The organism is Streptomyces sp. NPDC056503 (assembly GCF_042794995.1).
GTDB lineage: Bacteria > Actinomycetota > Actinomycetes > Streptomycetales > Streptomycetaceae > Streptomyces.
Genome location: NZ_JBHTST010000150.1, coordinates 1 through 20,273, shown reverse-complemented (window position 1 = coordinate 20,273; position 20,273 = coordinate 1). Strand labels below are relative to the sequence as shown.

The 20,273-nt window shown below is 74.3% G+C and carries 19 protein-coding genes and 1 pseudogene; 4 read left to right on the top strand and 16 right to left on the bottom strand.

Annotation, left to right across the window (positions count from 1 at the left end; genetic code table 11):
• Nucleotides 1-433, top strand: a 433-nt coding sequence (locus ACFQ8C_RS31595; protein ID WP_383464215.1) for an ATP-binding protein, incomplete at its 5' end; no start/stop codon positions are given.
• Nucleotides 434-461: 28 nt separating this feature from the next.
• On the opposite strand, the pseudogene ACFQ8C_RS31590 reads toward ACFQ8C_RS31595, so the two are convergent.
• From ACFQ8C_RS31590 to ACFQ8C_RS31560, 7 genes and pseudogenes are all read right to left on the bottom strand, one after another.
• Nucleotides 462-710, bottom strand: a pseudogene (locus ACFQ8C_RS31590) (hypothetical protein); the annotation flags it as partial.
• Nucleotides 711-802: 92 nt separating this feature from the next.
• Nucleotides 803-1,816 carry an ornithine carbamoyltransferase gene (argF, locus tag ACFQ8C_RS31585; RefSeq protein ID WP_383464213.1) on the bottom strand — a complete coding sequence of 338 codons (1,014 nt, stop codon included), beginning with the start codon at nt 1,814-1,816 and terminating at the stop codon, nt 803-805.
• 143 nt (nt 1,817-1,959) lie between these two features.
• A complete protein-coding gene (locus tag ACFQ8C_RS31580; RefSeq protein ID WP_383464211.1) occupies nt 1,960-3,192 on the bottom strand; it encodes an arginine deiminase in 1,233 nt (410 codons plus the stop codon).
• A gap of 91 nt (nt 3,193-3,283) precedes the next feature.
• The gene (locus ACFQ8C_RS31575) at nt 3,284-5,854 is read right to left on the bottom strand and encodes a polynucleotide kinase-phosphatase (RefSeq protein WP_383464208.1); all 2,571 of its coding nucleotides are present in this window, start codon (nt 5,852-5,854) and stop codon (nt 3,284-3,286) included.
• Nucleotides 5,851-7,380 carry a 3' terminal RNA ribose 2'-O-methyltransferase Hen1 gene (locus tag ACFQ8C_RS31570; protein WP_383464205.1) on the bottom strand — a complete coding sequence of 510 codons (1,530 nt, stop codon included), beginning with the start codon at nt 7,378-7,380 and terminating at the stop codon, nt 5,851-5,853. The genes ACFQ8C_RS31575 and ACFQ8C_RS31570 overlap by 4 nt, the downstream gene beginning before the upstream one ends.
• A gap of 31 nt (nt 7,381-7,411) precedes the next feature.
• Nucleotides 7,412-8,326 (bottom strand): homocysteine S-methyltransferase, encoded by a 915-nt coding sequence (mmuM, locus tag ACFQ8C_RS31565; protein WP_383464202.1) that lies wholly within the window; start codon nt 8,324-8,326, stop codon nt 7,412-7,414.
• Between the two features lie 4 nt (nt 8,327-8,330).
• Nucleotides 8,331-9,254: an LLM class F420-dependent oxidoreductase gene (locus ACFQ8C_RS31560; protein ID WP_383464199.1), complete on the bottom strand. Its 924-nt coding sequence runs from the start codon at nt 9,252-9,254 to the stop codon at nt 8,331-8,333.
• A gap of 250 nt (nt 9,255-9,504) precedes the next feature.
• Between ACFQ8C_RS31560 and ACFQ8C_RS31555 the strand changes: the two genes are divergently transcribed.
• On the top strand, nt 9,505-9,750 hold the full coding sequence (locus tag ACFQ8C_RS31555) for a hypothetical protein (RefSeq protein WP_383464196.1): 246 nt from the start codon (nt 9,505-9,507) through the stop codon (nt 9,748-9,750).
• An 81-nt stretch (nt 9,751-9,831) separates the two neighbouring features.
• Here ACFQ8C_RS31555 and ACFQ8C_RS31550 read toward each other — a convergent pair whose 3' ends face one another.
• The 9 genes from ACFQ8C_RS31550 to ACFQ8C_RS31510 form a co-directional block, all read right to left on the bottom strand.
• Nucleotides 9,832-10,422, bottom strand: a complete 591-nt coding sequence (locus ACFQ8C_RS31550; protein WP_383464193.1) for a DUF6099 family protein — start codon at nt 10,420-10,422, stop codon at nt 9,832-9,834.
• 126 nt (nt 10,423-10,548) lie between these two features.
• Entirely contained in the window at nt 10,549-10,935 is a 387-nt protein-coding gene (locus ACFQ8C_RS31545) for a nucleotide pyrophosphohydrolase (RefSeq protein ID WP_383464191.1), read from the bottom strand.
• On the bottom strand, nt 10,932-12,095 hold the full coding sequence (locus ACFQ8C_RS31540) for an ATP-binding protein (RefSeq protein WP_383464188.1): 1,164 nt from the start codon (nt 12,093-12,095) through the stop codon (nt 10,932-10,934). Before ACFQ8C_RS31540 ends, ACFQ8C_RS31545 begins: the two co-directional genes overlap by 4 nt.
• 409 nt (nt 12,096-12,504) lie before the next feature.
• The gene (locus ACFQ8C_RS31535) at nt 12,505-12,948 is read right to left on the bottom strand and encodes a cell division protein SepF (protein WP_383464186.1); all 444 of its coding nucleotides are present in this window, start codon (nt 12,946-12,948) and stop codon (nt 12,505-12,507) included.
• Nucleotides 12,949-13,121: 173 nt separating this feature from the next.
• On the bottom strand, nt 13,122-14,339 hold the full coding sequence (locus ACFQ8C_RS31530) for a PLP-dependent aminotransferase family protein (RefSeq protein ID WP_383464183.1): 1,218 nt from the start codon (nt 14,337-14,339) through the stop codon (nt 13,122-13,124).
• 20 nt (nt 14,340-14,359) lie between these two features.
• Nucleotides 14,360-15,373, bottom strand: coding sequence for a GHMP kinase (locus tag ACFQ8C_RS31525; protein WP_383464180.1), 1,014 nt, complete (start codon nt 15,371-15,373; stop codon nt 14,360-14,362).
• A gap of 256 nt (nt 15,374-15,629) precedes the next feature.
• Entirely contained in the window at nt 15,630-16,136 is a 507-nt protein-coding gene (locus tag ACFQ8C_RS31520) for a DinB family protein (protein WP_383464177.1), read from the bottom strand.
• A gap of 34 nt (nt 16,137-16,170) precedes the next feature.
• Nucleotides 16,171-16,944 (bottom strand): alpha/beta fold hydrolase, encoded by a 774-nt coding sequence (locus ACFQ8C_RS31515; protein WP_383464175.1) that lies wholly within the window; start codon nt 16,942-16,944, stop codon nt 16,171-16,173.
• A 69-nt stretch (nt 16,945-17,013) separates the two neighbouring features.
• Complete coding sequence (locus tag ACFQ8C_RS31510) at nt 17,014-17,976, bottom strand: phytanoyl-CoA dioxygenase family protein (RefSeq protein ID WP_383464172.1); 963 nt, start codon at nt 17,974-17,976, stop codon at nt 17,014-17,016.
• Between the two features lie 236 nt (nt 17,977-18,212).
• Between ACFQ8C_RS31510 and ACFQ8C_RS31505 the strand changes: the two genes are divergently transcribed.
• Together ACFQ8C_RS31505 and ACFQ8C_RS31500 are read left to right on the top strand one after the other, a co-directional pair.
• Nucleotides 18,213-19,250, top strand: coding sequence for a hypothetical protein (locus ACFQ8C_RS31505; protein ID WP_383464171.1), 1,038 nt, complete (start codon nt 18,213-18,215; stop codon nt 19,248-19,250).
• Nucleotides 19,251-19,373: 123 nt separating this feature from the next.
• Entirely contained in the window at nt 19,374-20,234 is an 861-nt protein-coding gene (locus ACFQ8C_RS31500) for a fumarylacetoacetate hydrolase family protein (RefSeq protein WP_383464169.1), read from the top strand.
• The last annotated feature ends 39 nt before the right edge of the window (nt 20,235-20,273 follow it).

The following is a 20,273-nucleotide window of genomic DNA, read 5'->3' as shown; positions in this document are numbered from 1 at the left end:
GCGCGTCCGGTTGCCGCACACCACCGCCGCCGTCCCCGCCGCCCGCGCCCTGATCCGTACCGCGTTCGGCGAGATCGAGCCCGACGCGCCCGCGCGGCCCGACCGCGACACGGCGGAGCTGCTCACCGCCGAGCTGGTCGCCAACGCCGTCGAGCACACCTCCGGCCGCGGCCCGATCGAGCTGGTCGTGGAGCTGTTCGCGGCGCCGGGCGGCTGTCAGATCGAGGTGCACGACCCCGACCCGGCCCGGCCCGGGCAGCTGGTGTGCCCGGATCCGGACGCCGAGGTCGACCCCTGGCAGGAGCACGGCCGCGGGCTGCTGCTGATCCGGGCGCTCAGCAGCGACTGCGGCCACCGCCCGACCGCGCACGGCAAGGCGGTCTGGTTCACCCTCCCCCGGGTGCCCGCCCAGCGGCCTCGTCCGGGGTCGTGAGCGCGGGGCGGGAGCTGCGGCGCCCGTGGACCGCGTACGGCACGGCGCCGACGACTCCGTCGGCGAGGCCCACGAAGATGCCGGTGCCGACGATCGCCCCGACGCCGAAGCACACGAGCCGGAAGAGCCCCATGGTGCGCCCGAGGCCGTGGCCCTCCGGGTCGCCGCCGGACTCGGCGATCAGCCGCTGGGGGGATCCGATCCGCGAGAACACGCGGCGCTTCTCGTCTCCGGTCTCGCCGTTCCCGGTGTGCGCGCGCCAGGCCGGCCCGCGCATGCGGCGGGGGTCCGGGCATACGTCGGGGGGGGTCCGGGCATGCGTCGGGGGGTCCGGGCAGAACAGCCCGAACCCCCCTGAACCAGGTGCCCCTATGCCCTGACCGGCCCCGCCAGGGTCGCGACGAGGACCGCCTTGATGGTGTGGAGCCGGTTCTCGGCCTCGTCGAAGACGATCGAGTGCGCCGACTCGAAGACCTCGTCGGAGACCTCCAGCTCGGTCAGGCCGTGCCGGTCGTGGACCTCGCGGGCGACCTTCGTACCCAGGTCGTGGTAGGCGGGCAGGCAGTGCATGAACTTCACGTCCGGGTTCCCGGTGGCGCGCAGCACGTCCATGGTGACGGCGTACGGGGCGAGGGCGGTGATCCGCTCGTCCCACACCTCCTTGGGCTCGCCCATCGAGACCCACACGTCGGTGACGACGAAGTCCGCCCCCCGGACACCCTCGGCGACGGACTCGGTGAGGGTGAGGGTGGCACCGCTCGCCTCGGCCAGCTCGCGGGCCGCGGCGACGACCTCCTTCGCCGGCCAGTACGCCTCGGGCGCGACGATCCGCACGTCCATGCCGAGCAGGGCGCCGGTGACGAGGTAGGAGTTGCCCATGTTGAAGCGGGCGTCGCCGAGGTAGGCGAAGGAGACGTCGTCCAGCGGCTTGTCGCTGTGCTCGGTCATGGTGAGCACGTCGGCGAGCATCTGGGTGGGGTGCCAGTCGTCGGTCAGACCGTTGAAGACGGGGACGCCGGCGAAGGCGGCCAGCTCGTCCACGGTGGCCTGGCTGTCGCCCCGGTACTCGATGCCGTCGAACATCCGGCCGAGGACGCGGGCGGTGTCCTTCACCGACTCCTTGTGCCCCATCTGCGAGCCGGAGGGGTCGAGGTAGGTGGTGGAGGCGCCCTGGTCGGCGGCGGCGACCTCGAAGGCGCAGCGGGTGCGGGTGGAGGTCTTCTCGAAGATCAGGGCGATGTTCCTGCCGCGCAGCCGCTGCACCTCGCCGCCCGCCTTCTTGGCGGCCTTCAGCTCGGCCGCGAGGGCGACCAGGCCGCGGAACTCCTCGGCGGTGAAGTCCAGCTCCTTGAGGAAGTGGCGGCCGGAGAGGTCAAGGGCCATGACGTGCGCTCCTGGGGTGCGGTCGGGGACGGATCCTACGGGACGATGGAAGTGTATACATACTCAAGCATGCTTATACAGTCCTCCCGGCCCCTCGCGCTCACACCGCCGGTCCCGGCCGCCCGCACCGCCGTTCCCCGCGCTCACACCGCGTCCCGCACCACCGGGCAGCTCATGCAGCGCGGGCCGCCCCGCCCCCGCCCCAGCTCGCTCCCCGGGATCTCGATCACCTCGATGCCCCGCTTCCGCAGATGCGTGTTGGTCGTCACGTTCCGCTCGTACGCCACCACCACCCCCGGCTCCACCGCCAGCACGTTGCAGCCGTCGTCCCACTGCTCCCGCTCCGCCGCGTGCACGTCCTGCGTCGCCGTCAGCACCCGCACGTCCTGGAGCCCCAGCGCCGCCGCGATCGCGCTGTGCATCTGCTCCGGCGGATGGTCGGTCACCCGCAGCGCCTGCCCCTCGTCGCCCGGCTCGATCGTGTATGAGCGCAGCATCCCGAGCCCCGCGTACTGGGTGAAGGTGTCCCCGTCCACCATCGTCATCACCGTGTCCAGGTGCATGAACGCCCGCCGCTTCGGCATGTCGAGCGCCACGATCGTCCGCGCCGAACCCGCCGCGAACAGCCCCCGCGCCAGCATCTCCACCGCCTGCGGCGTCGTCCGCTCGCTCATCCCGATCAGCACCGCGCCGTTACCGATGACGAGCACGTCCCCGCCCTCGATCGTCGAGGGATAGTCCGCCTGCCCCTCCGACCAGTGGTGGAAGGGGCCCGCCTCCGGCCCCTTGAAGAGCGGATGGTGCTTGTAGATCGCCTCGAAGTGCACAGTCTCGCGCTGTCGCGCCGGCCACTTCATCGCGTTGATCGACACCCCGTCGTAGATCCACGCCGAGGTGTCCCGGGTGAAGAGGTGGTTCGGCAGCGGACCGAGCACGAAGTCGTCCAGCTCCAGGGCGTGGAAGCGGACCGACGTCGGCTCCCGGTGCGCCGCCAGGAACTCCCGCTTCGTCATCCCGCCCACCAGCGCCTCCACCAGCGCCCCGGTGTCCAGCGAGTCGAAGGCGGCCCGCAGGTGGTCGGCGGCGAGCGGCCCGTACTCCTTCTCGTCGAAGACGCGGTCGAGCACCAGCGCCCGTGCCTCCGGCATCTCCAGCGCCTCCCCCAGCAGATCGCCGAAGAGGTGCACCTCGACCCCCCGGTCCCGCAGCACGTCCGCGAAGCCGTCGTGCTCCTGACGGGCCCGCCGCACCCACAGCACGTCGTCGAAGAGCAGGGTGTCCTTGTTGGTCGGGGTCAGCCGCTTCAGCTCCAGATCGGGGCGGTGGAGGATCACGCGGCGGAGCCGGCCGGTCTCTGAGTCGACATGGAATCCCATGCGCCCATCCTGACGGAGCGGACGGCCGTGCGCGTGGGACGCGCACGGCCGAATTCCGCGCCGGGCGGCCTCCCGAACGGCCCCCTCCCGCCTACAGCCTCGGGTCCACCGGCTCCGACTCCAGGGCGAGGACCGCGAAGACCGCCTCGTGCACCCGCCACAGCGGCTCCCCGGCGGCGAGCCGCTCCAGCGCCTCCAGGCCGAGCGCGTACTCGCGCAGCGCCAGCGAGCGCTTGTGCCCGAGGTGACGCTGCCGCAGCCGCGCCAGGTTCTCCGGGCGGGTGTACTCGGGGCCGTACACGATCCGCAGGTACTCCCGGCCCCGGACCTTCACGCCCGGCTGCACCGGGCGGCCCGAACCGTCGGAGACCAGCGCGGCGAGCGGCTTGACGACCATGCCCTCGCCGCCGGCGCCGGTCAGTTCCAGCCACCAGTCGGTGCCCGCGCGGACGGACTCCTCGTCACCGGTGTCGACGACGATCCGCCGCGTCACCTGGAGCAGCCCCGTCGGGTCGTGCTCGACGAGCCGGTCCAGCCATCCGAGCTGGACGTCGTGCGGCACGGCCGCGAGCGACCTTCCGCGCGTGGCGAGCAGCTGGAACGGCGCGAACCGCACCCCGTCCAGACCGTCCGTCGGCCAGCAGTACCGCCGGTACGCCTCGGTGAACGCCTCCGCGTCCGCCGCCCGCCCCCGCTGCGCCGCGAGCAGCCCGTCGAGCCCCTCGACACCGCGCGCGACCGCCGTCTCCAGCGCCCGTACGGCCTCCGGGAGGACCGCGGCCGACGCCGCGCCGACCGCCGCGTACTGGTGGCGGAGCAGCCCGCCCGACTTCAGCGACCACGGCATCAGCTCGCCGTCGAGCAGCAGCCAGTCCGTGTCCAGCTCCTCCCAGAGCCCGGCCGCGCCGATCGCCGTCCGCAGCCGGGCGAGGACCCGCTCGGTGGCGGACCCGTCGTCGAAGAACGGCCGGCCGGTACGGGTGTGCAGGGCACCGGTCGGCCCGTCCACGCCGAACCGCTCCCGGGCCGCGTCCGCGTCCCGGCAGACCAGCGCCACCGCCCGCGAACCCATGTGCTTCTCCTCGCACACGACCCGCTCGACCCCGTCCGACCGGTACTGCGCGAAGGCCTCCGCCGGATGCTCCAGATAGCCCTCCTCCTTCGCGGTCGGCGTCGGCGCCATCGTCGGCGGCAGATAGGCGAGCAGCCGGGGATCGACCGCGAAGCGGCTCATGACCTCCAGGGCCGCCGCCGCGTTCTCCTCCCGCACCGCCACGTTGCCCAGGTGCCGGGTCTCCACCGTCCGCCGCCCGTGGACGTCGGCCAGGTCGAGCGGCCGGCCCTCGTGCCCGCCCGGCGCCGCCGACGCCAGCGGGCGGACCGGCTCGTACCAGACCCGCTCGGCCGGTACGTCGACGAGCTCGCGCTCCGGCCAGCGCAGCGCGGTCATCCGGCCGCCGAACACCGCGCCCGTGTCCAGGCAGATCGTGTTGTTGATCCAGGACGTCGTCGGCACCGGAGTGTGGCCGTACACGACCGTCGCCCGGCCCCGGTACTCCTCCGCCCACGGATAGCGCACCGGCAGCCCGAACTCGTCGGTCTCGCCGGTGGTGTCGCCGTACAGCGCGTGCGAGCGGACCCGCCCCGAGGTGCGGCCGTGGTACTTCTCCGGCAGACCGGCGTGGCACACCACCAGGTCGCCGCCGTCGAGGACGTAGTGGCTCACCAGCCCGTCGACGAACTCCCGCACCCGCTCCCGGAACTCGGCCGGCTCGCGCTCCAGCTGCTCCACCGTCTCGGCGAGGCCGTGGGTCTGCTGAACCTTTTTGCCCCTGAGCCAGCGGCCCAGCTTGTTCTCGTGGTTGCCCGACACGCAGAGCGCGGTCCCGGCCGCCACCATGTCCATCACCCGGCGCAGCACGCCCGGCGAGTCCGGCCCACGGTCGACCAGGTCGCCGACGAAGACCGCCGTGCGCCCCTCCGGGTGCGCGCCGTCCACGTAGCCGAGCCGCGCGAGGAGCGTCTCCAGCTCGCCGCTGCACCCGTGGATGTCGCCGATGACGTCGAACGGGCCGGTGAGGTGCCGCAGATCGTTGAACCGGCGCTCCAGCAGCACCTCCGCGGCCTCCACCTCCGCGACCGACCTGAGGACGTGGATCTTGCGGAAGCCCTCCCGCTCCAGGCCCTTCAGCCCCCGGTGCAGCTCGCGCCGGTGGCGGGGGATCACGTGGTCGGGCATGCCGGCCCGGTCGGCCCGCAGCGCGTTGCGCTCCCGGCAGACCGACTCCGGCAGGTCGAGCACGATCGCGATCGGCAGCACGTCGTGCTCCCGCGCCAGCGCCACCAGCTGACGGCGTGCCTCGCGCTGCACGTTGGTGGCGTCGACGACGGTCAGCCGGCCGGCCGCGAGCCGCTTGCCGACGATGTAGTGCAGCACCTCGAAGGCGTCCTTCGACGCCGACTGGTCGTTCTCGTCGTCCGCGACGAGGCCCCGGCAGAAGTCCGAGGACACCACCTCGGTCGGCTTGAAGTGGCGCCGCGCGAACGACGACTTGCCGGAGCCGGTCGCGCCGACGAGCACGACGAGGGAGAGGTCGGTGACGGGCAGCGGCCGCTTCCCCGCGGCTTCCGCGATGGCGGTGATGGTCGTGTCGGCGCTCATTCCTGGCCCTCCTTCTTCCTCTCGTCGTCCTCGGACCCCGCTTCGGCACGGGTGAACACACCCATCTGGGTGGGCGCGCCGACCTCGGGGTCGTCCGCCCCGACGGGCGCGAACTCCACGGCGTACCCGTACCGTCCGGCCACCGTCCCGGCCCACTCCCGGAACTCCTCCCGGGTCCACTCGAACCGGTGGTCGCCGTGCCGGACGTGCCCGGCGGGCAGCGTCTCCCAGCGCACGTTGTACTCGACGTTCGGCGTGGTCACGATGACCGTGCGCGGCCGGGCCGCGCCGAACACCGCGTACTCCAGGGCCGGAAGGCGCGGCAGGTCCAGGTGCTCGATCACCTCGCTCAGCACGGCCGCGTCATAACCGCCGAGCCGCTTGTCGGTGTACGCGAGCGAGCCCTGCAGCAGCTTCACCCGGGCGGCCTGCCGCTCGCCCATCCGGTCGAGGTGGAGCCGGCGCGCGGCGACGGTCAGCGCCCGCACCGACACGTCCACGCCGACGATCTCGGTGAACCGCACGTCCTTCAGCAGCGCCTGCACCAACTGGCCCTGGCCACAGCCCAGATCGAGCACCCGGGCGGCGCCGGCGGCCCGCAGGGCGCCCAGGATCGCCGCCCGCCGGTGCTCGGCGAGCGGCACCGGCCGCTCCTCGGTGTCGCCCGTCTCGTCCACGGCGTTGTCGACGTCCTCGACGTCGAGCCCGTCGGCCTCGGCAAGCCGCACCAGTTCGAGCCGCTCCGACGCCTCGCGGGCGAGGCCCCGGCGGCGCGACAGATAGCGCTGGGTGATCAGCTCGCGCCGGGGATGCGCCGCCAGCCAGCCGTCGCCGGCCCGCAGCAGCTTGTCCACCTCGTCGGGCGCCACCCAGTAGTGCTTGGCGTCGTCGAGGACCGGCAGCAGCACGTACAGCTGGTTCAGCGCGTCCGCGAGCCGCAGCCCGTCGCCCTCCAGGACCAGCCGCACGTACCGCGAGTCGCCCCACTCGGGGAACTCCGCGTCCAGCGCGAGCGGTTCGGCCTCCACCGTCGTCCAGCCCAGCGGTCCGAACAGCTCGCGCACCAGCTCCGCGCCGCCCCGCGCCGGCAGCACCGGCACCTCGACCCGCAGCGGCAGCGGCTCCGCCGCCCGCTCGGGCAGCGCCTTGCACGCCCCGTGCAGCGCCGTCTTGAAGACCTGCGCCAGGGCCACCGCGAGCAGCGACGACGCGGCGTACGGCCGGTCGTTCACGTACTGCGCGAGCGCCGCGTCCGGGGCGCCGCCCCGGCCCTTGCCCTTGCCGCGGCGCACCAGCGCCACGGGGTCGACCTCCAGGAGGAGGGCCGCGGTGCACCGCTCCGCGGTGGCCTCGGGGTAGAGCACGTGCGCGGTGCCGTGCGAGGTCGAGAACGCCTGCGCCCGCCCGGGATGCTTGTGCAGCAGGAAACCGAGGTCGGTCGCGGGTCGCTCCGGGGTGCCGGTGGTACTGATCGTCAGGAACACACGTCCGAGTATGAGTGCCCCGGCTCGACCCCGACCAGGCATTTTCCCTCCGCTTCTCGCGGGTGGGCGCCGCTCACCCGGCCGCGGCCGCGAGGGCGGCGACGGCCTCCGGGCCGACCCGGCAGCAGCCGCCGATCAGCCGGGCACCGGCACCGGCCCAGCCGGCGGCGAGCGCCGGGGCCGCGGCGGGGCCGTACGCGGACGCGCCGCGCCAGCCGCGGGCCCCGGCGTCCCACCGCTCCCCGCTGTTCGGGTAGACGACGGCCGGCCCGCCGGTCACGGCGACGGCCGTGGCGACGGCGTCGGCGGCCTCCGCCGGTTCGCAGCAGTTCACCCCGACGGCCACGACCTGCTCGTTCCCCGCGGCGACCGCGAAGGCCTCGGCCAGCCCCTGGCCGGCCCTGGTCCGCCCGCCGGCGACCGTGTACGACAGCCAGACCGGCACCCCACACCCCTCGGCCGCCCGCAGCAGCGCCTCCGCCTCCACGGCGTCCGGCACCGTCTCCAGCGCGAGCACGTCCGGTCCCGCCGCCGCGAGCGCCTCCACCCGGGGCCGGTGGAAGGCCACCAGCTCCCGCACCGACAGCCCGTACCGCCCCCGGTACTCGCTCCCGTCGGCGAGCATCGCCCCATAGGGGCCGACGGAGGCCGCGACCCACACCTTCCGCCGCCGTGCGCCCTCCGCCGCCGCCCGCGCCAGGGCGACGCTGCGGGCCAGCAGGGCGGTGGCCTCGTCGGGGCCGAGGCCGCGTCGCGCGAAGCCCTGGTGGGTGGCCTGGTAGCTGGACGTGATCAGCACCTGGGCGCCGGCCCGGACGTAGGCGGTGTGCGCCGCTTCGATCTGGTCGGGCGCGTCGGCGAGCAGGCGCGCCGACCAGAGCGCGTCCGACAGGTCGCAGCCCTGGGCCTCCAGCTGGTTGGAGAGCCCGCCGTCGAGGACGAGCACGCCGTCGGCGAGCGCCTGGGCGAAGGTCCCGGCCGGTGTCATCGGCTCAGCCCAGCTGCGGCGCGACCCGGGCCGCGACCAGCTCCAGATGGTCCAGGTCGTCCAGGTCGAGGACCTGGAGATAGACCCGGGAGGAGCCGACCGCCGCGTAGCGGCCGAGCTTGTCGACGACCTCGGCGGGCGTGCCCGCGAGGCCGTTGGCCTTCAGTTCCTCCACCTCCCTGCCGATGGCGGCGGCGCGGCGCGCCACCTCGGCGTCGTCCTTGCCGACGCAGACGACCAGCGCGTTGGAGTACACGAGGTCGTCGGCGGGCCGGCCCGCCTCCTCGGCCGCGGCGCGGACGCGGCCGAACTGCCGCTCGGTGTCCTCGACGGAGGCGAACGGGATGTTGAACTCGTCGGCGTACCGCGCCGCCAGCCTCGGCGTGCGGGTCGCGCCGTGGCCGCCGATCAGGACCGGGATCTTCCGCTGGGCCGGCTTGGGCAGCGCGGGGGAGCCGGCGAGACGGTAGTGCTTCCCCTCGTAGTCGAAGGTCGTGCCGACCTCGGTCTCCCACAGGCCCGTGACGATCGCCAGCTGCTCCTCCAGCCGGCCGAACTTCTCCTTCGGGAACGGGATGCCGTACGCGGTGTGCTCCTCCTCGAACCAGCCCGCGCCCAGGCCCAGCTCGACGCGACCGCCGGACATCCGGTCGACCTGGGCGACCTGGATGGCGAGGACGCCCGGCAGCCGGAAGGTGCCGGCGGTCATCAGGGTGCCGAGGCGGATCCGCTTGGTCTCGCGAGCGAGGCCGGCCAGGGTGATCCAGGCGTCGGTCGGTCCGGGCAGTCCGTCGCCGGAGCCCATGCGCAGGTAGTGGTCGGACCGGAAGAAGGCGTCGAAGCCCAGCTCCTCGGTGGCGCGGGCCACCGCGAGGAGGGTGTCGTAGTCGGCGCCCTGCTGGGGTTCGGTGAAAACGCGAAGATCCATGCCTCCATCCTGCACCTCGGGGTGCGTGTCAAGCCGCGCGTCAGCGCGGGGTGCCTCCCGGCACGGTCGGGTGAATATCCGTCCCCCTGGCGGGACGCGTCGCCGCTGGCCAGTGACCGTGACCGGGCCCCGTCGTTGGCTCGGGCGGAGCCGGACCGCCCGGCCCGCGTGCCGGCGGCCGCAGCCGGTGCGTCGTTCTTCTCCCGTGGTCCCGTCCGTGCCGGCCGGGGTCCGGGTCGAGGAGGCCGCGATGTCCCAGGAAGCCGCGTCGGAGCGGGCGCTGCCCGAGCAGCACGTGCCGCAGTCCGTGCCCGAGCAGCAGGCTCCGGGAGCCCCGAAGGGGCTGCTCCAGCAGATGGAGGAGCTGATGGCGGCGCTCTCCGCCGACCTCTCCCAGCTGGACGCCGACCTCCAGTCCACGGCGGAGCGCCTGGACCCGGAGGCCGCCGGCGAAGGGCACGACACCCGCCGCGACGGCGGCCCCGGGGCGCGCTGACCGCCCCGCTCTCCCCGCCCTCCCTTTTCCTCTCTCGCTCCTTCTCCCCCCTGCCCCTCTCCTCTGCCCGGGCCCGGGACCTCAGCGGTCCCGGGCCCGGTCGCGCAACCGATCCGCTTCCCGCTCCTGGGACGGGCCCTGGTCCCGGCCGGGCTCGGGGGCCGGCCGGGGGGTGGGCGTCCTCGGGTGCGGGGTGGCCGGCGCCGGGCCCGCCCGGCCCCTGGGCGGGTCGGGAGGGCGGGCCCGGCCCTGTTCACGCACGTCGAGGCGGCGGAGCATGCCCCGGACCCGGTCTCCGGCCTCGTCGGCGGCGTCGATGGCCTCCATGCACTGCCAGTACAGACTCTCGTCGTCGGTGACCGAGGCGACGCCGACGAGGGCGATGCCGACCTCCCCGAGCAGCTCCCCGAGGGCGGTGAGCGCCGAGCGCGGGTCGCCGACCTCGGTGAGCCGCGCGGCGCGCGGGCCGGCCGCCCCCCACGTCGGGTACTCCCCCGCCTCGCTGAGCCCTCGCGCCTCGCCGCGCAGCTCCAGCGGTCCGCAGAGCGCGAGGTGACTTCCTATGGCCTGGGCGAGGGCCCGGGCCTGCCAGGCTTCCGCCACGATGTCGTGTGCCGTCCGGCTCTCGCCCAGCGCGTGCAGGCCTGCCTGGACGAGTCGCTCCGCTTCCATCAACTCCGCCCCCGTTCGTGCGACTTGCCGTTCTCTCAGTCCACTACCCAGAGTGAGGCCGCCTGAGCCCCGGCACCAGAGGAATTCGGAAATCTGTGGACAGGCATCTCGACGGGGATGAACCGATCACTCCGAAGAGTGACGATCGGTACGACCGGCGCCCGACTCGTCCGTTCCGTCCCGTCTGCGGGGCGGAAAGCGGAGTTCGTTCCGGTCGATCTTGGCGGCGAGGGCGGCGAGCGGGTCGACCCCGAGCACCGTGCAGAACTGGAGCAGATAGGCGAGGACGTCGGCCACCTCGTCGGCGACCCGGTGGGCCGACTCCGGGTCGTCCATCACCCTCTCCGCCTGCTCGGGCGTCGACCACTGGAAGATCTCCAGGAGTTCGGCCGCCTCGACGCTGAGCGCCGCCGCCAGGTTCTTGGGCGTGTGGTAGGGCTGCCAGTCGCGCGCCGCCGCGAAGGCGGCGAGGCGGCGCTGGAGCCCCGCCACGTCGTGTTCGGTGTCCGTCACGGGGTCAGGTCTACCACCGTCACCCCGGGTGTCCGCCGGGCTTCCGCCGCACCCCGCTCGCCGACCGAGCCGACGAGCCGGATGTGGCCGTCGGCGGCGATGGCCGCGGTCAGACCGAGGAGGGCGGCGGTCTGCCGGCCGTCGAGGCCCCGGTCGAGGTCGTCCGTGAGCAGGGTGAGGCACTGCATGGCGTCCGGGACCTCGGCGATGCGGTCCATGGCGAGGACGCCGGGGCCGGTGAGGAGCGTCAGCGCGAGGGCGAGGTAGCGGAGTTCGCCGTCGCCGAGGCGGCCGAGCGGGGTGGCGGGGCCGGCGCCGCCCCGCGCGAGGAGGGCCCGGACGGTGCCGTCGCGCAGCTCCTGCACGCCTACGCCGGTGACGGGCCCGGCGCAGCCCGCGCCGGCGACGGCCGCGAGGCGCTGGTGGCGGCGGGGGCAGGCGGTGTGGGTGCGGTGCAGGACCTCCGCGAGGTTGGCGCAGTCCCGCAGCAGCCGGCCCTCGCCGGGGAGGACGGGGGCGCGCATCCTGTCCGGTTCGGGGGCGCAGGGGAAGAGCGAGCGCAGGCCGACCAGGGCCTGTTCGGCGGCGGCGAGCACCTCGCGCTGCCCCTGGGTGGCACCGGCGACGCGCAGCGGCAGGAGGGCGGTGCCGAGGAGGTCGTCGGGGAGCGGCGCGCGGGTGACCGGGGTGGCGCCCGCGGTGAGCCAGGCGGCCTGGACGGTGGTGCGGCCGGGGTCCCTGAGGGCGGTGGTGAGGAGGGTGCGGCCGTGGCGGGTGAGGCGTTCGCCGACGATGCGGAGGTCGGGGTGGGCCTGGACGGCGAGGTCGAGCCGGACCGGGCCGACGGGGCCGTCGACGGTGCAGCCGATGCGGAAGCCCCGGCGCCCCTGCGCGTCGGGCCGGGCGCTGTCGGGTACGCGGTCGGCGGGGTCGGGGAAGACCTCGCCGAGCGACTCGCCCGCGCCGAGCCTGGCCAGCGCCTCGTACGCGCCGAGGACGGTGGACTTGCCGCTGCCGCTGGGCCCGGCGAAGAGGGTGACCGGCCCGAGGGCGTACGCGGCGCGCCGGCGCCCGGCGTAGGCGGAGAGCCGCAGCTCGGTCACGACGGGCCTGGGCACTGCGTGCGGCTCCGCCCCCGGGACGCCCGGGACGCCCGCCACGTCCCCTCCGCCGTCGGTACGCGGACGGCCGCGGGGCGCGGACCGCGGGCCTGCTCCCGCGCCTGCGCCTGCGGTGACGCCCGTTCCTGTACGCGTACGGGAGTCCGGGCCTCCGCCCGGACCCGAGCCCGTGCTCGTCCTCCTGCTCGTGCTCGTGCTCGTATCCGGACCCGGGACTTCGCCCCTGCCGTCGCCCGCGCCCACGCCCGCGCCCCGGTCAGGGGCCGGGGAGGACGGGGTCGGGCGGGGGTTCGGGACGGTGTCCGGGCGCGGTGTGCGGGGAGCGGGGGCGGTGGGGCCGGAGGTGCGGGGGCCGGGGGTGCGGGCGAGGGTGGGGCCGCCGGTGAGGTCCATGATCGGACCGTACGCAGGGGCGGGGCCGACGAACCGTTACACCGAGATGACCTTCCTACGATCGGGGGACGCCGGCACGCGGCGCGCCGACGGGCTCGTCGTCCTCGTCGCCGGCCGGGCCGTCGCCGGTGCTCTCGACCTCGGTCCCGGGAGGGGCGAGCAGGAAGACGTTGCGGTCGACGCGGTGCATGCCGCTGCCGAGGCCGAAGACGACGCCGCTGCTGAAGTCGAGGACCCGCTTGGCGACTTCGGGGTCGGCGCTGGTGAGGTCGAGCAGGACCGGGATCCGGGCGATGAGGTACTCCGCGACCTCGCGGGCGTCTGCGAAGACCTGGATCCGCAGCACGACCATGCGGCGCTGTTCTACGGACTCGTACTGTTCGGGGATCGTGCGGTGGTCGACTCTGGACGGCCATTCGTCACGACCGCGCAGCGGGAGGACCTGGGCCAGGCCCTCCCACTGCTCGTCGGTGACGTCGTACCTCTCGTACCTACTCATGGCCCCATCCTCCCGCCCCTCACCCGTTCGGCCCAACAACGACACGGGTGAACGGATGACGGGTGGACCGCTCCCCGGTGTCGGGCCCGGGCCTCGGGTGTCAGCCGCCGGGTGTCGGCCGCCGACCCCCCGACCCCCCGACCCCGGACCGTCGGCCCCCGACCCCCGGCCCGTCAGGCGAAGGCCCTGGCGAGGCGGCGCAGGCCCTCGGTGATCTCGTCGGGCGCGTGGGTGGTGAAGGAGAGGCGGAGGGAGGCCGGGTCCGGGGTGCCCGAGAAGAAGGGGGCGCCGGGAACGTAGGCGACGTCGTGGCCGACGGCGGTGGGCAGGAGGGCGGCGGCGTCGCGGCCCTCGGGAAGGGTGGCCCAGACGAACATGCCGCCCTCGGGCCGGTTCCAGCGGCTGCCCTCGGGGAGGGCCGCGGGCAGGCCGTCGAGCATGGCGTCGCGGCGGGCGCGGTAGGCGGCGCGCATGCCGGCGACGTGGGCGTCGAGGTCGCGCTCCCGGAGGTAGCGGGCGACGGCGGCCTGGTCGACGGTGGAGGTGTGCAGGTCGGCGGCCTGCTTGGCGATGACGCAGGCGCGGCGCAGGGCGGCCGGGGCGCGCAGGTGGCCGAGGCGCAGGCCGGGGGCCATGACCTTGGAGAAGGAGCCGAGGAGGACGGTGCGGTCGGCGGCGGCGGGGAGGCCGGCGAGGGGCGGCACGGGCTCGCCCTCGAAGCGGAGTTCGCCGTACGGGTCGTCCTCGGCGATCCAGAAGCCGTGGCGGGCGGCGGCCTCGGCGACGGCGGTGCGGCGCGCGAGGGGCAGGGTGCGGCCGGTGGGGTTCTGGAAGGTCGGGATGACGTAGAGCAGGGTGGGCTTCTCGCGGGCGGCGATCTCGTCGAGGGCCTCCGGGACGATGCCGTGCTCGTCGGTGGGGACGGGGACGACGCGGGCGCCGGCGAAGCCGAAGCACTGGAGGGCGGCGAGGTAGCAGGGGTCCTCGACGAGGACGACGCTGCCGGGTTCGAGGAGCGCCGTGGTGAGCAGGGTGAGCGCCTGCTGGGAGCCGGTGGTCACGAGCAGGTCGTCGGCGCCGGTGGGGAGCCCGCGGGCGGTGAGCCGCTCGGCGACGGCCTCGCGGAGGGCGGGGTCGCCCTCGGTGGTGGAGTACTGGAGGGCGGTGTGCGGGGTGTCCGTGAGGACGGCCTGGTAGGCGGCCTTGATGCCTTCGGTGTCGAAGAGTTCGGGGGCGGGCAGGCCGCCGGCGAAGGAGATGACCTCGGGCCGTGCCGTCAGCGCCAGGATCTCGCGTACGGGAGAGGCGGCGACGTTCCCCAGCCGGGAGGCGGGCGCGGGCGTGGGGGCGGCGGGGAGGGTGGGCTGGGGCACCGTGGCGGCAGGAGGCATGCGGTTCAGTGTAGACAGCATCAGTTCCGCGTCCAGGGGTGTCTCACGGACCGAATGCCGTGAGCGGGGCGGGAGTTGGCGTCTCCGGCGGTGAACGTGCGGGTGTACGGGATGCGGTGGTCGTCGAGGGCGCGACGGGTGGCCTCGACGCGGACCGCGGCGCCGGGGGCGGCCGGGTCGTGGAGGACGCCGGCGACCGAACCGCTGTGGGAGATCTGCACCCCGACGGCGCCGGTACGCCGGGCCAGGGCGACGAGCGCCTCGAAGTCCGGGTGCCGCAGCACGCGTTGGGCGCGGCGGGCGCTGGCGGTGGCGACCCGTCCGAGGAGCGCGGCGTCGCCGTCGGCGACGGCGCGGCGGAGCCCGTCGCGGAGGCGGGCGTAGGAACGGAGCTCGGCGCCGGAGGCCTCGGGGGCGGGGAGGGAGAGGGTGTCGACGGGGGCGCCGTCGCCGAGCAGGCAGCCGACGACGAGGAGCGCCGGCAGCGCGGGCCCGAGGACTTCGAGGACGCGGCCCTCGCGCTGGGCGAAGAGGACGGGCCGGTCGTCGAGCATCAGGGGGTCGCTGGCGCCTTCGGCGCGGACGGCGAGCCGGGCGGTGGTGGCGGGGTCGAGGCGGAGCCCGTACGCGTCGGCGACGGCGCGCACGGTCGCGAGGACGTCGCTGGTGGAGCTGCCCATGCCCAGGCCGAGCGGCACGGTGCCGGTGAGGCGCAGCGTGCCGCCCCGGGCGGGCCGTCCGGTGCGGGCCGCGCAGACGGCGACGGCGAGCCGGGCGGCGCGGGCGGCCTTCGACCGGCCGGCGGGGACGACGGCGACCGCGTCGGCGGGCGCGCCGGGACGCGGGGTGAACTCGGCCCGGGTCCCGGGACCGGCCAGGGGGAGGGTGACGAGGCCGGCGCGGGGTCGCCCGCAGGCGTCGGGAAAGACTCCCTGGAGCAGCTCGCCGTGGTGGGCGGGGGCGTGACCGGTACCGGGGGCGGTGGCGGGGGCGGTGGCCTCGGCCGGGGTGGGCGTGGGGGTGCTGGTGGTCACGAGGGAGAGTGTCGCTCCCGACCGCCCGTGCCCGTGCGGGGGGGGTGAGCTCCCGAGGAGCGGTGTACGGCTCCGAGGGGCGTCGCGCGACACGGGCGGGGCTTCGCGCGGGCGCCGCGCGGGGCCTCTCCGGCCTGGACGGAACCACCGCCTTCGGCCCGCCGGCCGGGACCCGGATCTGGACGGAACCGCCACCGGCGACCCCGGCGTGGCTGTGCCGCTCGGTCGTCTCGGTGCGGCCTTCGGGTGACCGCCGTCAGCGGCCGACGGAGCCGTCGAGCTGTTCGCGGATGATGTCGGCGTGGCCGGCGTGCCGGGCGGTCTCCTCGATCATGTGGACGAGCACCCAGCGCATCGAGCGGGTGGCCTCGGCCTTGCCCGCGGCCCGGGCGCACGGGGTGCTCAGGTCGGCGCAGCGCGCGGCGATCTCGTTGGAGCGCGCGACGGCGTCGCGGTAGGCGGCGAGGAGGCTCTCCTCGTCGTCGTCCGGGCCGAGTTCCATGCCGAAGTCGGGGTGCGGGATGTCGGAACCCTCGAAGGCCCAGACGAACCAGTAGCGCTCCGCCGCCGTCAGATGTTTGACCAGTCCGAACACGCTGGTGCCGGAGGGCACCGCCGCGGTGCGCCCTTTCGTGTCGTCCAGTCCCCGGGCCTTCGCGGTCACCGCGTCCCGGACGTAGTTCAGGAAGGCGAGCAGGGTCGACTTCTCTTCCGAGTCCTCACCGGGGGGACTCGTGTCGCGGCGCAGGAGGGTGTCCGTCACCCGGACACTCTAACCGCCGGGGTTTTCGGTCCGCTCAGCCGAGGAAATCGAGAACCAGTTCGCCGGCGGTCGTTCTGAACTCCTCGAAATAGGCGTGCCGGGCGCCCTCGATCAGATGCAGCCGGGCGCCGGGGATGCGGTCCGCAAGGAGCGGCGCGTTCGCCGTCGGATTGAGCCGGTCGTCCGTTCCGTGGAGGACGAGGGTGGGGGCGCCGATGCCCGGCAGCGCGTCCCACGCGTCGTGGCCGTCGCTCGCGGCGAGGTGCCGCCTGCGGGCCCGGGGCGTCATGGTGGGGTCGCCCAGGGTGTGGTGCGGGCCGGGGTGCTCCGCCAGCCAGGCGGGGGTGTACATGAGGGAGAGCAGCGCCCGCCGCGACTCGGCGGGCGTCGGGGCGGCCAGCGACCGGCGCACGGCGTCGTCCCGTTCGACGGCGTGCCGGCCGCCCGGGGAGGTGCAGCCCAGCACCAGGGACCGCACCCGGGAGGGGTGGCGGACGGCGCACCACTGGGCGACCCGGCCGCCCATGGACGTGCCGTACACGTCGGCGCGTTCGACGCCGAGGTCGTCCAGGACGGCCATCACGTCGTCGGCGAGGTCCCGGGTGCCGAAGGGGCGGTCGGGGCTGTCGCTGTCGCCGGTGCCCCGGTAGTCGAGGGTGATCGTGCGGCGGGCGGCGTCGAAGTCGTCGCGGACGCCGTCCCACCAGTGATGGCTGTTGGCCTGGCCGGAGAGCAGCACGAGCGGGTCGCCGCCGCCGCGGACCTGGTAGGCGACGCGGACGCCGTCCGCGGCTACGACGTACGGCACTCGGTGTGCTCCTTCGTGGAGGGTCGGGGCGGCGCCGGCCATCATGCCGCACCCGCGGGCGGCTCCGCGCTAGGACGCGGCCTCGGCGTCGGTCCCGGTGCCGGTGTCGGTGTCGGTCCCGGTGCCGGTGTCGGTGTCGGTCCCGGTGCCGGTCTCGTGCGCGAAGTATCCGCTCGACGTCTTGACGCCGGCGTCGAGGTGGGCGCCGTCCTGGATCTCGAAGAGGGAGTTGAACTCCGCCGCGGCGAGCGGCAGCCGCCACACGCCGCCCTCGGCGCGCGCGGTCTTCGAGGGCGCCCCGCGCAGGAGTCGGGCGGTCGGCTCGTTGTGCGCGGCGTGCGGGCCGTAGTAGATCGGGAAGGCGTCGGCGGCGCGGTAGGCGGGGATGAAGGCGCGCCGGTACCGGTCGGAGGTGTTGCGTTCGGAGGCGTGCACCACGAGCGGGTGCAGGAACACGACCGTACCGGCCGGGCCCTCGCAGTCGACGACGGTGGAGGGGTCGACGCCGACCCCCGCCAGGGACGTGATCTTCCCGCCGAAGTAGCCGTCCACCTCGTGGTCGAGGACGCCGGCCCGGTGCGATCCGGCGGCGACCTTCAGGCAGGCGTTCTCCCGGGTCGCGTCGTCCAGGTAGATCAGGGCGGCCACCAGGTCGGTGTTGGTGTGCGGGTAGTAGGCGAAGTCCTGGTGCCATTCGACGACGCTGCCGACGTGCGGGGCCTTCACGTTGAGCTTGGAGTACTGCAGCACGATGTCGTCGCCGATGAGCCCGGCCACGGCGTCGAGGAGCCGGTCGTCCTCGGCGATGCCCGCGAAGATCTCGTAGCGGGAGGTCGGGGACCAGATGCGGCGGGCCTTGGTCGTGTCGCCCGGCTCGACCTCGGCCACGTCCCCGAGTTCGGAGGAGGCGAGCAGGTCGTCCAGGAGGCGGCGCGCCTTGTCGACGACTCCGGGGTCCAGGATTCCCTCGACCACACAGAATCCGTTTTCCCGGTACGACTCGACCTGGGCCTTTGTGAGGACCTTCCCCATCGATACGACTCCCCTCGGCAATCCGCGGTGACGGGCTGATGGACACTCCGTCGTCTCGCTCTGGAGATTCGCACGGGCACCAGGGGCCGACAAGGGAAACAAGGAGGCAGTTGCGGAATCTTCGGCCGCCTTCCCTTCCCCTCTTTCTGCCGGTCCTACTGCCACCCACCCCCGAGTGGCCGGGGCTAGGCTCCCTTCACCGCATTGGGCCGCATTTCTGATCACTGGAGTCTTCCATGAAGAACGTGCCGCACAATTCCGTATCCGCCGGCGAGAAACCGGCAGAGGTCGAGATCCTCGACTGCACGCTCCGGGATGGCAGTTATTCCGTCGGATTCCGGTTCACCGAGGAGACCGTCACGCGGGTGCTGGCCGGTCTCGAAGCGTCCGGGATCCGGCTGATCGAGCTCGGTCACGGCCTCGGGCTCAACGCGGGCGAGGCCCTGTCCAAGCCGTCCCTGGTGCCGGACGAGCGGTGCTTCGAGCTCGCCGGGGAGACGCTGGAGGAGGCGGCCTGGGGGATGTTCTGCATCCCGGGCATCGCGGAGCTCCACCACCTGAAGGCGGCGGCGGAGAGCGGCATGCGTTTCGTGCGGATCGGGCTCGACGTGACCGACGTCCCGCCCGGCGAGGAGTTCCTCCGGTACGCCAAGGAGCTCGGCCTGACGGCCTTCGCCAACCTGATGAAGACCAACGCCCTGGACCTCGACGGCGTCGTCGCGGCGGCCCGCGCGTGCGTCGAGTACGGCGCGGACGGCGTCTACCTGGTGGACTCGGCCGGCGGCTGCCTGCCCGGCAGGATCAGGGAGCTGTTCGGCGCGGTCGGCGCCGCCGTGGACGTGCCCCTCGGTTTCCACGGGCACGACAACCTGGGCCTGGCCAACGCCAACGCCCTCACCGCGGCGGACGCCGGCGCCCGGTACGTCGACGCCACGCTCGACGGGATCGGCCGGGGCGCCGGGAACACCGTGACCGAGTCCTTCGCGGCGATCCTGCGCAGCCGGGGCGTCGGCGCGGCCTATGACTACCGGGCCCTGGCGACCCTCAGCGAGACCGCCGTCCGCCCGCTGCCCCGGCTGCACGACGACCGCACGTACCAGGTCGTCGGCGGGCTGACCGAGACGCACTCCAGCTTCTTCCCGCTGATCGCCCGGTGCGCCGAGCGGCAGGGCGTCGACCTGTTCGAGCTGATGACGAGGGTCGCCGACGTCGAGCGGGTCAATCCGACCGAGGACCTGGTGATGGGGGTGGCGAGCGCCCTCAGCGCCCGGTAGCCGCCCCGTCACGGGCCCCGGCCCGGCAGTCGTTTCTCTCGTCGGTGGGCGGGACGCGTGGAGACGCGGCCGCCCACCGTCTTCATGCGCACGTCCACGACAACCCTGGATTCGAGGTATCCCATGCGTCTGTGCACTGTCCGGCACGAGGACGGCGAGGACGTCGGCATCGCGACCGAGGCCGGCCTCGTCCTGCTGAGCTCGCTGAACAAGGTGACCGGCGGCGACTTCGGTCCCACCCTCCTCGACGTCGTCGTGGACGGGCGGCTCGACGGCCTCACCGCCGCGCTGCGCGACCCGGCGGTGCTCGACACCGCCGTCCCGCCCGGGTCCGCGCCGCCCTTCGCCCCGATCTACCGCACTCCGCCCAAGCTCTGGGGCGTCGGCCTCAACTACACCCGGCACGCCGACGACCTGGAGGTGTGCCAGCCCGCCGGCACCCCGGGCTCGTACCTCCGGCCGAGCAGCTGCGTCATCGGCCACGGCGACGACATCCTGCTGCCCCGCCAGTCGGACCGGGTCACCGCGGAGGCGGAGCTGGGCGTGGTCATAGGCAGGGACTGCAAGGACGTGTCCCCGGAGGACGCCCCCTCGGTGGTCTTCGGCTTCACGACGGTCCTCGACATGACGGCCGAGGACGCGATCCGCGTCAACCCGCGTTACATCCCGTGGGCCAAGGGCTTCGACACCTTCTGCAGCCTGGGCCCCTGGGTGGTCACCCCGGACGAGATCCCCGACCTGTCGTCCGTCCGCATCTCCACGATCGTGGGCGGGCGCACGATCGCCTCCAACCAGGTGTCGGCGATGATGCGCGACCCGTACTGGCAGGTCGCCCACTTCTCCGGGGGGATGACGCTGGAGGCGGGCTCGGTCATCGCGACGGGCACGCCGGGGGCCGGGGTCATCCGGGACGGCGATGTCGTGGAGGCCGTGGTGGAGGGCGTCGGCCACCTGCGCAACACCGCCAGGGCCGTACGCCGGTAGGGCCGGGGAGACGGTGCGGGGAGCCGGTGTCGTCACCGG

Excerpts from the sequence above, each read along its gene's own strand:
- argF (WP_383464213.1), bottom strand. The coding sequence starts at position 1,816 with ATGGCCCTTGACCTCTCCGGCCGCCACTTCCTCAAGGAGCTGGACTTC.
- ACFQ8C_RS31580 (WP_383464211.1), bottom strand. The coding sequence starts at position 3,192 with ATGGGATTCCATGTCGACTCAGAGACCGGCCGGCTCCGCCGCGTGATC.
- ACFQ8C_RS31575 (WP_383464208.1), bottom strand. The coding sequence starts at position 5,854 with ATGAGCGCCGACACGACCATCACCGCCATCGCGGAAGCCGCGGGGAAG.
- ACFQ8C_RS31570 (WP_383464205.1), bottom strand. The coding sequence starts at position 7,380 with ATGCCTGGTCGGGGTCGAGCCGGGGCACTCATACTCGGACGTGTGTTC.
- mmuM (WP_383464202.1), bottom strand. The coding sequence starts at position 8,326 with ATGACACCGGCCGGGACCTTCGCCCAGGCGCTCGCCGACGGCGTGCTC.
- ACFQ8C_RS31560 (WP_383464199.1), bottom strand. The coding sequence starts at position 9,254 with ATGGATCTTCGCGTTTTCACCGAACCCCAGCAGGGCGCCGACTACGAC.
- ACFQ8C_RS31555 (WP_383464196.1), top strand. The coding sequence starts at position 9,505 with ATGTCCCAGGAAGCCGCGTCGGAGCGGGCGCTGCCCGAGCAGCACGTG.
- ACFQ8C_RS31550 (WP_383464193.1), bottom strand. The coding sequence starts at position 10,422 with ATGGAAGCGGAGCGACTCGTCCAGGCAGGCCTGCACGCGCTGGGCGAG.
- ACFQ8C_RS31535 (WP_383464186.1), bottom strand. The coding sequence starts at position 12,948 with ATGAGTAGGTACGAGAGGTACGACGTCACCGACGAGCAGTGGGAGGGC.
- ACFQ8C_RS31530 (WP_383464183.1), bottom strand. The coding sequence starts at position 14,339 with ATGCCTCCTGCCGCCACGGTGCCCCAGCCCACCCTCCCCGCCGCCCCC.
- ACFQ8C_RS31510 (WP_383464172.1), bottom strand. The coding sequence starts at position 17,976 with ATGGGGAAGGTCCTCACAAAGGCCCAGGTCGAGTCGTACCGGGAAAAC.
- ACFQ8C_RS31505 (WP_383464171.1), top strand. The coding sequence starts at position 18,213 with ATGAAGAACGTGCCGCACAATTCCGTATCCGCCGGCGAGAAACCGGCA.
- ACFQ8C_RS31500 (WP_383464169.1), top strand. The coding sequence starts at position 19,374 with ATGCGTCTGTGCACTGTCCGGCACGAGGACGGCGAGGACGTCGGCATC.